Origin of the sequence: Malikia spinosa, assembly GCF_002980625.1 — a bacterium.
GTDB lineage: Bacteria > Pseudomonadota > Gammaproteobacteria > Burkholderiales > Burkholderiaceae_C > Malikia > Malikia spinosa.
This window is the reverse complement of the sequence record NZ_PVLR01000046.1, coordinates 51,940-63,942: the sequence shown is the minus strand read 5'-3', so window position 1 is coordinate 63,942 and position 12,003 is coordinate 51,940. Positions and strand designations below refer to the sequence as shown.

Genomic DNA, 12,003 nt, shown 5'->3' with positions numbered 1-12,003 from the left:
TTTTTTTGCGGGATGCGACCGGGACGGCCTTGCGACCGTCGCAGCGCGCATGCCGATCAGACGATCTGCGCGCTGTCGCGGCTGACGCCGGCGGTCGAGCTGAAGCCGCAGTCGACGTAAGAGATCTCGGCGGTCATGCCCGAGGCCAGGTCGGACAGCATGAAGGCGGCGACGTTGCCGACCTCGTCGATCGTGACGTTGCGGCGCAGCGGTGCGGCGGCCGCACCCATGCCCAGCAGCTTGCCGAAGTCCTTGATGCCGCTGGCGGCCAGGGTCTTGATCGGGCCGGCGCTGATGCCGTTGACGCGGATGCTGCGGCCGTCGGGCAGGGTGCCCAGGGCCTCGGCCAGGTAGCGCACGCTGGCTTCCAGGCTGGCCTTGGCCAGACCCATGGTGTTGTAGTGCGGGATGGTACGCACCGCGCCCAGGTAGGTCAGGGTCAGCAGCGCGGCCTTGTCGTTCAGGTAGGGCTTGGCGGCCTTGGCCATGCCCGGGAAGCTGTAGGCGCTGATGTCGTGCGCGATCTTGAATGCCTCGCGGCTTAGGCCTTCGAGGAAGTCACCCGAGATCGCCTCGCGCGGCGCAAAGCCGATGCTGTGCACGAAGCCGTCGAAAGTCGGCCAGTGGACCGACAGGTCCTTGAACATCTGCTCGATCTGCTCGTCGCTGCCGACGTCGCAATCGAACACCAGCGTGGAGTCGAATTCGGCCGCGAACTCGCTGATGCGGTCCTTGAAACGCTCACCGACGTAGCTGAAGGCCAGCTCTGCGCCTTGCGCGTGACAAGCCTTGGCGACGCCATAGGCAATCGAACGGTTGGACAACAAGCCCGTAATCAGCAATTTCTTGCCAGCGAGAAAACCCATGAGTCAATCTCCAGAAAATCTTGGGCAGAATTGTCGCATGCGTTTACCCCTCTTGCGGCTGGGGCTGTCGAGTTTGCTCCTGAGCGCCCTCATGCCGGTGCAGGCGGCACCTGGCTGGGCCCAGTTTGGCGAGCTCAAGTACCCGGCCGGCTTTGCCCATTTCGATTACGTTGATCCGCAGGCGCCCAAGGGCGGCGAGATCGCGCTGGTGCCGCCCACGCGCGCCAGCCAGTTCGACAAGTTCAACCCCTTCACGCTCAAGGGCAGCGCGCCGCCCGGCCTCAATGCGCTGCTGCTCGAAACCCTGCTGACCGGCTCGCTCGACGAGCCCAACACCGGCTACGGCCTGCTGGCCGACGATGTCAGCGTGGCGGCCGACGGCCTGTCGGCGACCTTCAGGCTCAACCCGAAGGCGCGCTTTCACAATGGCGAGCCGGTGCTGGCCGCCGATGTCAAGCATTCCTTCGACAGCTTGACCGGCCCGCAGGCCGCGCCGCAGTTCCGCAGCTATTTCGTCGATGTCCGGCGCGCCACCGTGCTGGGCGAGCGCCTGTTGCGCTTCGATTTCGTGCGCGCCAGCGCCGAGCTGCCGCTGATCGCGGGCAGCCTGCCGGTGTTCAGCCGCCAATGGGGCCTGGTGGGCGGACAGCGTCAGCCGCTGGATCGGATCGTGGCCGAGCCGCCGATCGGTTCTGGCCCGTACCGGGTCGAGGGCCGGGGCTTCGGGCGCGATGTCAGCTACCGGCGCGATCCGAACTGGTGGGCGGCTGACCTCAATGTGCGCCGCGGCATGTACAACTTCGACCGCATCACCTACCGGCTCTACCAGGACAGCACGGCCCAGCTCGAAGCTTTCAAGGCCGGCGAGTTCGACTACATCCAGGCCTTCATCGCGCGCGAATGGGCCAAGGCCTACCAGGGCCGCGCCTTCGAGCGCGGGCTGCTGGTCAAGGAGGAGCTCGCGCACGGCAACGCGGGTGACTTCCAGGGCTTCCTGTTCAACAGCCGGCTGGCGAAATTCAGCGACCCGCGCGTGCGCGAGGCGATCGGCCTGGCGCTGGACTTCGAGTGGATGAACCGCCAGCTGTTCTTCAACGCCTACACCCGGGTGCGCGGCTATTTCGTCGCCAGCGACTTCGAGGCCCGTGGCCTGCCCGGCGCCGACGAGCTCGCGTTGCTCGCGCCCTGGCGCAGCCGGTTGCCGGCGGCCGTGTTCGAGCAGCCGGTGCCGCTGCCGCCCGTCACCAGCCTGGACCCGGACTCGGGCCAGATGCTGCGCGACCACCTGCGGCGCGCGCGCGAGCTGCTGGCGCAAGCCGGCTGGACCTATCGCGACGGCGCCTTGCGCAACCCGCGCGGCGAGCCGTTCACGATCGAGTTCATCGACAACAGCGGCGCGCTCGGGCGGGTCTTCACGCCCCTGGCCAAGAACCTCGAGAAGCTGGGCATCTCGGCCAAACACAAGGTGGTCGATTTCGCGTTGCTGCAAAAGCGCCTCGACAGCTTCGACTTCGAGCTCATCAGCAGCCGGATCGTCGGCAGCGAGGCGCCCGGCGCCGAATTGCTCGAGCGCTTTGGTTCGCGCGCGGCCGCCATCGAGGGCTCGGCCAACCTGATGGGGGTGCGCGACCCGGTGGTCAATGCGCTGATCGAGCGCGCCGTGGCCGCGCGCCGGCGCCCCGAGCTGGTCGCGGCATTGCGCGCGCTCGACCGCGTGCTGCGTCACGGCCACTATGCAGTACCGCATTGGTATGGCAGCGTGCACCGGATCGCCTGGCGCGCCGGCCGCTTCGAGCGTCCGCGTCAGTTGCCGCGCTACTATCAGCCCGAGGCCTGGGTGCTGTCGACCTGGTGGGCCAGTCCGGCCAACCGGGTCGGGCGCTGAACCGCCGGTTGGGATTCGACATGTTGCATTACCTGCTCAAGCGCTTGCTGCTGATGGTGCCGACCCTGTTGGGCGTGCTGCTGCTGACCTTCGTCGTGATCCAGTTCGTGCCGGGCGGCCCGGTCGAGCAGATGGTCGCCCAGTTGCAGGGGCGCGACAGCGGCGGCGAAGGCGCGGCCGTGGCGGGCGCCGGTTACCGCGGGCGCCAGGGCGTGGACGCCGAGCGCATCGCCGAGATCGAGCGCTTCTACGGCTTCGACCAGCCGGCGCCCGAGCGTTTCGTGCGCATGCTGGGCCAGTTCGTGCGCTTCGACCTGGGTCAGAGCTTCTATCACCAGCAGGATGTCTGGACCCTGGTGCGCTCCAAGCTGCCGGTGTCGATCAGCCTCGGGCTCTGGACCTTCCTGTTGACCTACTCGGTCTCGGTGCCGCTGGGCATTGCCAAAGCGGTGCGCGCCGGCAGCCGCTTCGATACCGTGACTTCGATCCTGGTGCTGGCCGGCTATGCGATTCCCGGCTTCGTGCTCGGCGTGCTGCTGCTGGTGGTGTTCGGCGGTCAGCTGCAGTGGTTTCCGCTGCGCGGGCTGACCTCGTCGAACTGGGAAACCCTGAGCTGGGGCGCCAAGGTGATGGACTACCTGTGGCATATCGCGCTGCCGGTGACGGCCAGCGTGCTGGGCGCCTTCGCGGTCACGACCCTGCTGACGCGCAACGCGATGCTCGACGAGATCGGTAAGCAGTATGTGCTGACCGCGCGCGCCAAGGGTCTGAGCGAGCGCCAGCTGCTGGTCCGCCATGTGCTGCGCAATGCGCTGATCCCGATCGTGACCGGCTTTCCGGCCGCCTTCGTCGGCGCCTTCTTCACCGGCTCGCTGCTGATCGAGACCCTGTTCTCGCTCGACGGCCTCGGGTTGCTGAGCTACGAGAGCGTGATGCGGCGCGACTATCCGGTCGTGCTCGGCACGCTCTATCTGTTCACGCTGATCGGTCTGCTGACCAAGCTCGTGAGCGACCTGTGCTATCTGTGGGTGGACCCGCGTGTCAAGTTCGACTGATCAAGTGGCTGCCGATAGCGCTGCGCCGGCCGGACCCTGGCGCCTGGCCTGGCGCCGTTTTCGTGCCCACCGCCTGGGCTGGTTCAGCCTGTGGCTGTTTTCTCTGCTGTTCGTGCTGAGCCTGGGCGCCGAGCTGATCTCGAACGACCGGCCGCTGCTGCTGCGCTATCAGGGCCAGTGGTATGTGCCGGTGTTGCAGGATCTGCCCGAGACCACCTTCGGCGGCGATTTCGCGACCCCGACCGACTACCTCGACCCCTTCATCGAGCGTCAGCTCGAACAGCCAGGCAACTGGGTGCTGCAGGCGCCGAACCGTTATCACCATGCCACGATCAACTATTTCGCGCGCGAACCCCATCCGGCGCCGCCTTCGGCCGACAACTGGCTTGGCACCGACGACCGCGGCCGCGACCTGTTCGCGCGCCTGTTGTACGGCTTTCGGCTCTCGGTGCTGTTCGCGCTCGCGCTGACCGCCTCCGGCGTGCTGCTGGGGCTGGCCGCCGGGGCGATCCAGGGCTATTTCGGCGGCGGCACCGATCTGCTGCTGCAGCGGCTGATCGAGGTCTGGAGCGCGTTGCCCGAGCTCTACCTGCTGATCATCTTCTCGGCGCTGTTCGAGCCCAGCGTGGGGCTGCTGCTGTTGCTGCTGAGCCTGTTTGGCTGGATGGGCCTGAGCGACTATGTGCGGGCCGAGTTCCTGCGCAACCGCCAGCTCGACTATGTGCGCGCGGCGCGTGCGCTCGGGCTCGGGCCCTGGCAGCTGATCTGGCGCCATCTGCTGCCCAACAGCCTGACCCCGGTCGTGACCTTCCTGCCGTTTCGCATGAGCGCGGCCATCCTGGCGCTGACCTCGCTCGACTTCCTGGGCCTGGGGGTGCCGCCCGGCACGCCTTCGCTCGGCGAGCTGCTGGCCCAGGGCAAGGCCAACCTCGATGCCTGGTGGATCACGCTGTCGACCTTCGCGCTGCTCGTGACCACGCTGCTGCTGCTGACCTTCATGGGCGACGCCTTGCGCGACGCGCTCGATCCGCGCCAGGCCCGGCCATGAATGCCCCTGCCATGAAGGATCAAGCGCTGACAGCGGATGCCGAGCTGGCAGCGCAGCCACCCCTGCTCGAGGTGCGGGGCCTGCGCGTCAGCCTGGGCGGGCGCGAGGTGGTGCATGGCATCGATTTCAGCCTGGCGCCGGGTGAGAAGCTGGCCATCGTCGGCGAGTCGGGATCGGGCAAGACGGTCTCGGCGCTGAGCCTGCTGCGCTTGCTGCCGCAGGCCCGCCTGTCGGGTTCGGTCCGGTTGCAGGGGCGCGAGCTGCTGACGCTGGCCGAGCCCGAGCTGCGCCTGCTGCGCGGCAGCGCGGTCGCCTATGTGTTCCAGGAGCCGATGAGCGCGCTCAACCCGCTGCTGACCCTGGGCCAGCAGATCGCCGAGGTGCTGCAGCTGCACCGGGGGCTGGCGGGCGCGTCGGCGCGTGCGCGGGTGCTGGAATTGCTGGCATCGGTCGGCCTGCCCGACCCGCTGGCCCAGGCGCGTGCCTACCCGCACCAGCTCAGCGGCGGCCAACGCCAGCGCGCGCTGATCGCGATGGCGCTGGCCAGCGAGCCGCGGCTGCTGGTGGCCGATGAGCCGACCACCGCGCTCGACGCCAGCTTGCGGCTGCAGATGCTGGCCTTGCTCGATGAAATGCGGCTGCGCCTGGGGTTGGCGGTGCTGATCATTACCCATGACCTGAATCTGGTGCGGCATTTTGCCGACCGGGTGCTGGTCATGAAGGACGGCCTGGTGGTCGAGCAGGGTGCGGTCGCGGCGGTCTTTGCCGCGCCGACTCAGCCCTATACCCGGACCCTGCTGAACAGCCTGCCGCGGCGCGAGCTGGCGCCAGCCGACCCAGCGACCCGTCCGGATCACCCAGCCTGCCTGGAGGCTGAAGCGCTGCAGGTGTCCTATCCGGTGGCGCTGCCCGGCTGGCGCGGCTGGTTCCGGCGTGGCCGCCAGCTCGCGCTCGAGGGGGTGGACCTGCGGCTGCCGGCCGGCCAGACCCTGGGCGTCGTCGGCGAATCGGGCTCGGGCAAGACCACGCTGGCGCTGGCGGCGCTGGGCCTGCTGCCGCACCAGGGCCGCTTGCGCGTGCTGGGCCAGGACTGGCTCGATCTGGCGCGGCCCGAGCAGCGTCGGCTGCGCCGCCGGGTGCAGGTCGTGTTCCAGGACCCCTATGCCTCGCTGTCGCCGCGCCTGACGCTGGAGCAGATCGTCGCCGAGGGCCTGCAGGTGCATGAGCCGGGCCTGTCGCGCGCCGAGCGCCTGGTCCGCGTGCTGGCCGCCCTGCGCGAGGTCGGCCTGCTGGCCGGGCTGGCGCCGGCTGAGCAGCAGGCCTGGCTGCAGCGCTACCCGCACGAGTTCTCGGGCGGCCAGCGCCAACGCATCGCGATCGCGCGCGCGCTGGTCATCGAGCCGCAGCTGATCGTGCTTGACGAGCCGACCAGCGCGCTCGACGTCACGGTGCAGCAGCAGGTGATCGCGCTGCTGCTGCGGCTGCAGCGCGAGCGCGGCCTGAGCTATCTGCTGATCACCCACGACATGGCGGTGGTCTGGGCCATGGCGCACCAGATCACGGTGCTGCGCGCGGGCCGGGTGGTGGAGCAGGGCGAGGCCTTGTCCGTGTTGCGGGCTCCTCGCATGCCATATACCCGCAGTCTGGTCCAGGCCTCGGGGCTGTGATCCAATCGGGCCTGTCACCCTCACAATAAATCATTCGATGAACGACAAGCTTGCCCGCGTGTCACCAGTGTCCCGCGTGACACTGGCCTCTCCCTTGCTCTGGCTGATCCGGGGCTGGCGCGACTTCGTGCGCCATCCCTTGCCGGGCCTGCTCCATGGCCTGTGCGTCACCCTGTTCGGCGCCTTGCTCTATGCGGTGGCCGATCAGCAGTTCTGGCTGCTGGTAGGGGCTTTCTCCGGCTTCCTGCTGGTCGCGCCAGTGCTGGCCACTGGCCTGTATGCGGTCAGCCGCGAGCTCGAGCGCGATCGGCTCATGAGCCTGGCCGAGCTGGTCGCGCTCTGGCGCGGTCGTGACTCGCGCCTGGTCGGCTTTGGCCTGCTGTTGTGCCTGGCCGGCACCGCCTGGGTCCTGACTTCGGCCAGCCTGATGGTCCTGCTCGCGCCAGCGCCGATCAATACCGTGGTCGATTTCCTGCGCCATGTCGTGCTGTCGGAGTCGCCCTTGCTGTTCGAATTCTGGGTGCTGCTCGGCGGCTTGCTGGCGGCGCCGATCTTTGCCTCCAGCGTCCTGACCCTGCCGATGCTGATCGACCGTGACTGCTTGCCGATGAATGCCGTGCGCGCGAGCTGGCGCGCAGTGGCTGATCATCCGCTGGTGCTGGCCTTCTGGGCCAGCCTGATCGCCTGCCTGGTGCTGGTCGGGCTGCTGAGCTTCCTGCTCGGTCTGCTGGTCGTGGTGCCGCTGCTCGCGCATGCGAGCTGGCATGCCTACCGCGACCTCAGTGCATCGGCATCCGCCGCCTCCGCTGTCGGGGGGCGCTGACGATGGAGAATTCATTGTTTGGCCTGACCGAGGACCAGATCGCCGAATTCGGCCTGACCTTCGGGGTTGGCGCCTTCATCCTCTTCATGCTGTTCATCGTGCTCAACCTGGCGCGCGAATCCAAGGCTGGCAAGTTCGGCACCTTCGTGCTGTTTCTCGTGCTGTCCTTCGGCATGCTGGGCTTCATTGCCAAAAACGTGATTCAATGGTTCATCCATCTTTAAGTGCCGTCGCTGGCGCTTGCTTGCACCATGATGCCAAGCCTGTTGAGCCGTCCCGAGCGTCCGGACCTATCGACCGTTTCACCATCGGCACTGCCCGGCTTGGGAGACAGCTTGCCGCCTGATACCGTACCCGTCAGCCTGGTCAATGCGGTCCGGGCGACCTGCGAGGATCTGCGCGCCGCGCTCGAGTGGCAGCTCAGGCTCAAGCCGATGCCGATCGGCGAAGCCCTGCTGGCGCTGGCCAAGATCACGCCCGAGCAGTTGTCCGAAGCCCTGCATCGCCAGTCCCTGACCCGTGGCGTGCCGCTGGGCCAGATCCTGCTCGACATGAAGCTGGTCACGACCGCCGATCTGCAGCTGGCGCTGGTGACCAAGATGGGTTACCCCTTCGTCGACCTCAAGCTGTTCCCGATCGATGCCGCCGCGCTGCGCCGGGTACCGGCCACCACCGCGGTCCGGTTGCGCGTGCTGCCGCTGATGGAGTGGCAGTCGACTCTGGTGGTGGCGATGACCGATCCGCTGCAGTTCCGCATCCTGGAAGAACTCGAGTTCACCAGCCAGCGCAAGGTCAGGCCGGTGGTCACGACCAGCGTCGACCTCACGGCCCAGATCGCCAAAGCCTATCGCGGCATCGGCATGGCCGACAACCTGGCGCTGCAGGAGCCAGCGCCCCGTGTCGAGCGCGAGGCGCTGGCCGCCGCCGCCGTGGCGTCCTCCGAGCAGGATGCCTGGATGCTTGCGGCAGAGCTCAATGGCGGCGACGCCAAGCCCGAGCAGGAGGAGCAACCGCTCGAGCAGTCGGACAACACCCTGGTGCGGCTGATCAACTCGATGATCTCCGAGGCCTATCACCAGCGCGCCTCCGACATCCACATCGAGCCCTATCCCGGGCGCGAGAAGGTGTCGATCCGCTTTCGCATCGATGGCGAGCTGCGTCCCTACCTCGAACTGCCGCCGAGCTACCGCAACGCGCTGACCGCCCGCATCAAGATCATGTCCGACCTCGACATCTCGGAGCGCCGCAAGCCCCAGGATGGCAAGATCGCCTTCGCGAAATACGGCGGCCTGCCGCTGGAGCTGCGCGTGGCCACGATTCCGACCGCGCACGGGCTAGAGGACATCGTGATGCGTCTGCTGACCGCCTTCAGGGTGGTGCCGCTGGAGGCACTCGAGCTGGCGCCCGACAAGCTCGAGCTGCTGCAGCAGGTGGTCGAGCGCCCCAACGGCCTGTTTCTCTGCGTCGGGCCGACCGGTTCGGGCAAGACCACCACCTTGCACTCGGTGCTGCAGCGGCTGAACCGACCGAACCGCAAGATCTGGACCGCCGAGGACCCGGTCGAGATCACCCAGCATGGCCTGCGTCAGATCCAGGTCAATCCGCGCATCGGCTGGACCTTTGCCGCCGCGCTGCGCTCCTTGCTGCGCGCCGATCCGGACGTGATCATGGTCGGCGAGATCCGCGATCCGGAAACGGCCGAAATGGCGATCGAGGCCTCGCTGACCGGCCACCTGGTGCTGTCGACCTTGCACACCAACTCCGCCGCCGACACCATCGTGCGCCTGAACGACCTCGGGGTCGACAGTTTCTCGTTTGCCGATTCACTGCAAGGCATCCTGGCCCAGCGCCTGGTACGCAAGCTGTGCGCCAGCTGCAAGCAGTCGCGTCCGATGCTGGCGCCGCGCCTGCGCGAAATCACCGATGACTACCAGCGCGCCTTGCCTCCGGGCCACGCGCTGCGCGACACCCAGGCCCTGCACGAGCAATGGCGGCAACGCCATGCCAAGGGCGGCATGCTGCAGGATTTTCAGGCCCCCGGCTGCGACCACTGCGGCAACACCGGCTACATGGGTCGCATGGCCTTGCACGAGCTGCTGGCGGCGACGCCAGCCGTGCGCCAGCTGGTGCAAAAGCGCGCGCGGCCGGCCGAGATCCTGGCGCTGGCCTTGAGCGAGGGCATGCGCTCGCTGCGCCAGGATGGCATCGAGAAGGTGCTGGCCGGCCAGACCTCGCTGGCCGAGGTCAGGGCTTCGACCAACGACTGAGCCGGTCGCGCCGCGCCACCTGATCCGGATCAGCGCCGCAGCGGCAGCGCGCCAGGGTTGACGATCTGGCTCGGCTGGCCGTTGAGGAAATTGACGACATTGTCGAAGGCGGCGTTGAAATAGGTTTCGTAGCTGTCGCGCTCGACATAGCCGATATGCGGCGTGCAGACGCAGTTCTCGAGCCGCAGCAGTGCGTGGCCCTGCAGGATCGGCTCGGACTCGAAGACATCGACCGCCGCCATGCCGGGCCGGCCGCGGTTGAGCGCTGCGACCAGCGCATCGGGCTGCAGCAGTTCGGCGCGCGAGGTGTTGACCAGCAGCGCGGTCGGCTTCATGAGTGACAGGTCCTCGAGCGAGATGCCGCCCTGGGTCTGCTCGCCCAGGCGCAGATGCAGGCTCAGCACATCGCAGGTGGCGAAGAACTGGGCCTTGGAGTCGGCGGTCTCGTAGCCGTCGGCCCGGGCATGCTGGCGCGTCGGCTCGCTGCCCCAGACCAGCACCCTCATGCCGAAGGCGCGGCCGTAGCCCGCCACGATGCGGCCGATGCGGCCATAGCTCCAGATCCCGAGCGTCTTGCCGGCCAGCACCTGCCCGAGTCCGAAATTGCTCGGCATCGACGAGGACCTGAGCCCTGACTGCTGCCAGGCGCCATGCTTGAGGTTGGCCACATATTGCGGGATGCGGCGCATCGCGGCCAGGATCAGGGCCCAGGTCAGCTCGGCCGGTGCGATCGGCGAACCCAGGCCCTCGGCGACCGCCACGCCATGCTCGGTGCAGGCCGCCAGGTCGATGTGGTTGCCGACGCGCCCGGTCTGCGCGATCAGCTTCAGGCGTGGCAGCTTCTCGACCAGCTGGCGGTTGATCGGCGTGCGGTCCCGGATCAGCACCAGGATGTCGGCGTCGCGCAGGCGCACCGCGAGCTGTCCCACCCCCTTGACGGTGTTGGTGAACACCTTGACGGTATGGGGCTCCAGCTTGCTGGCGCATTGCAGCTTGCGCACTGCATCCTGGTAGTCGTCCAAAATCACGATGTTCATAGCCGATATTGTGCCGGCAGATCGGCCTGTCATGACCGCCAATCCGGCCGTGCTGTCATCACTTAATATCGTCGGCATGAGTCACCCCCTTCAATCCGCCGCCCCTGAGGCGCTGATCTGGCGCGCCGACGCGACCGTCATGGCACTGGTCGGGCTCGCTCACGCGATGTCGCATTTCTCTCACCTGCTGCTGCCGGGCCTGTTTCCCTTCCTGCAGCGCGACTTCGGCCTGTCGTTTTCCGAGCTCGGCGGGCTGATGACGCTGTTCTTCACCGTCTCGGGCCTGGGCCAGGCCCTGTCGGGCTTTGTCGTCGATCGGACCGGTGCGCGCCCGGTGCTGTTTGGCTCGATCCTGCTGTTCATGGGCGCGGCCCTGTCGGCCGCGCTGGCGCAGGGCTATGCCGGGCTGATGCTGTCGGCGCTGCTCGCAGGCCTGGGCAATGCGCCGTTTCATCCGGTCGATTTCTCGATCCTGAACCAGCGCGTCTCGGCGCCGCGGCTCGGCCATGCCTACAGCGTGCATGGGCTGTCGGGTAACCTGGGCTGGGCGCTCAGCACGGCCTTCCTGGTCGGGGTCGCGGCCTCAAGCAACTGGCGCCTGGCCTGTCTGGGCGCCTTGCTGCTGTACGCGCTGGTGCTGGCGCTGCTGGTCTGGCAACGCCAGCACCTGGCCACGGTCGCGGCCGCACCCAGGCCGGTCGCTGCGGGCCGCCAGGGCGCTCAGGGCGGAGCGGGCGCACCAGCTGCCGAGGGGGAATTCGATTTCCTGCGCCTGCCCGTGGTCTGGTGGTGCTTTGCCTTCTTCCTGCTGACCACCATGACCCTGGCCGTGGTGCATACCTTCTCGGTCTCGATCCTGCGTGCGCTGCATGGCGTCAGCCTGCAGGCGGCCTCGCTGACGCTGACAGCCTATATGTTGTGCGGTGCGGCCGGCATGCTGGCCGGCGGCTTTGTCGCGGCCCGGGCCAGGCGCAGCGAGCAGGTCGTGGCGCTCTGCATGAGTGGCGGGGCGTTGCTGCTGCTGTTGTGCGCCAGCGGCTGGCTGGGCACGACCGGCACCATGGTGGCCTTGGCCGCGACCGGGGTCGCGGTCGGCATTGGCGGGCCGAGCCGCGACATGATGATCAAGCGCGCGACCCCGGCCGGTGCGACCGGCCGTATCTACGGCACCGTCTATTCGGGTCTGGATGCCGGCCTGGCCCTGTCGCCATTGCTGTTCGGCACCCTGATGGACCGTGGCCACTACCAGGCCACCCTGGCGGGCGCCGGCCTGGTGCTGCTGCTCGCGGTGCTGGTGGCGCTGGGGGTGGGCCGGCGCACGGTGGCGCGGGCCTGAGCCGGATCAGGGCTGTCGT

10 protein-coding genes are annotated in these 12,003 nt (G+C 68.0%); 8 read left to right on the top strand and 2 right to left on the bottom strand.

The genetic code is table 11. From position 1 onward, the window contains the following. Positions 1 to 56: 56 nt before the first annotated feature. Positions 57 to 866, bottom strand: coding sequence for an enoyl-ACP reductase FabI (gene fabI, locus C6P61_RS14895; RefSeq protein WP_105730714.1), 810 nt, complete (start codon positions 864 to 866; stop codon positions 57 to 59). Between the two features lie 37 nt (positions 867 to 903). On the opposite strand from fabI, the gene C6P61_RS14890 reads away from it, so the two are divergent. The 7 genes from C6P61_RS14890 (at position 904) to C6P61_RS14860 (ending at position 9,611) form a co-directional block, all read left to right on the top strand. Next, positions 904 to 2,751 (top strand): extracellular solute-binding protein, encoded by a 1,848-nt coding sequence (locus C6P61_RS14890; protein ID WP_105730713.1) that lies wholly within the window; start codon positions 904 to 906, stop codon positions 2,749 to 2,751. A gap of 20 nt (positions 2,752 to 2,771) precedes the next feature. Next, entirely contained in the window at positions 2,772 to 3,806 is a 1,035-nt protein-coding gene (locus tag C6P61_RS14885; RefSeq protein WP_105730720.1) for an ABC transporter permease subunit, read from the top strand. Beyond that, positions 3,790 to 4,854: an ABC transporter permease gene (locus tag C6P61_RS14880; protein WP_105730712.1), complete on the top strand. Its 1,065-nt coding sequence runs from the start codon at positions 3,790 to 3,792 to the stop codon at positions 4,852 to 4,854. The genes C6P61_RS14885 and C6P61_RS14880 overlap by 17 nt, the downstream gene beginning before the upstream one ends. An 11-nt stretch (positions 4,855 to 4,865) precedes the next feature. After that, on the top strand, positions 4,866 to 6,521 hold the full coding sequence (locus C6P61_RS14875) for an ABC transporter ATP-binding protein (RefSeq protein WP_105730711.1): 1,656 nt from the start codon (positions 4,866 to 4,868) through the stop codon (positions 6,519 to 6,521). A gap of 37 nt (positions 6,522 to 6,558) precedes the next feature. Continuing rightward, positions 6,559 to 7,344, top strand: a complete 786-nt coding sequence (locus tag C6P61_RS14870; protein WP_105730710.1) for a DUF2189 domain-containing protein — start codon at positions 6,559 to 6,561, stop codon at positions 7,342 to 7,344. Positions 7,345 to 7,346: 2 nt separating this feature from the next. Next, positions 7,347 to 7,568 carry a DUF2788 domain-containing protein gene (locus C6P61_RS14865; RefSeq protein ID WP_105730709.1) on the top strand — a complete coding sequence of 74 codons (222 nt, stop codon included), beginning with the start codon at positions 7,347 to 7,349 and terminating at the stop codon, positions 7,566 to 7,568. A gap of 111 nt (positions 7,569 to 7,679) precedes the next feature. After that, positions 7,680 to 9,611, top strand: a complete 1,932-nt coding sequence (locus C6P61_RS14860) for a GspE/PulE family protein (protein ID WP_244908965.1) — start codon at positions 7,680 to 7,682, stop codon at positions 9,609 to 9,611. 29 nt (positions 9,612 to 9,640) lie between these two features. On the opposite strand, the gene C6P61_RS14855 is transcribed toward C6P61_RS14860, so the two are convergent. Next, complete coding sequence (locus tag C6P61_RS14855; protein WP_105730708.1) at positions 9,641 to 10,648, bottom strand: D-2-hydroxyacid dehydrogenase family protein; 1,008 nt, start codon at positions 10,646 to 10,648, stop codon at positions 9,641 to 9,643. Between the two features lie 31 nt (positions 10,649 to 10,679). Here C6P61_RS14855 and C6P61_RS14850 point away from each other — a divergent pair, with 31 nt between their 5' ends. Beyond that, positions 10,680 to 11,984, top strand: coding sequence for an MFS transporter (locus C6P61_RS14850; RefSeq protein ID WP_105730707.1), 1,305 nt, complete (start codon positions 10,680 to 10,682; stop codon positions 11,982 to 11,984). Positions 11,985 to 12,003: the final 19 nt, after the last annotated feature.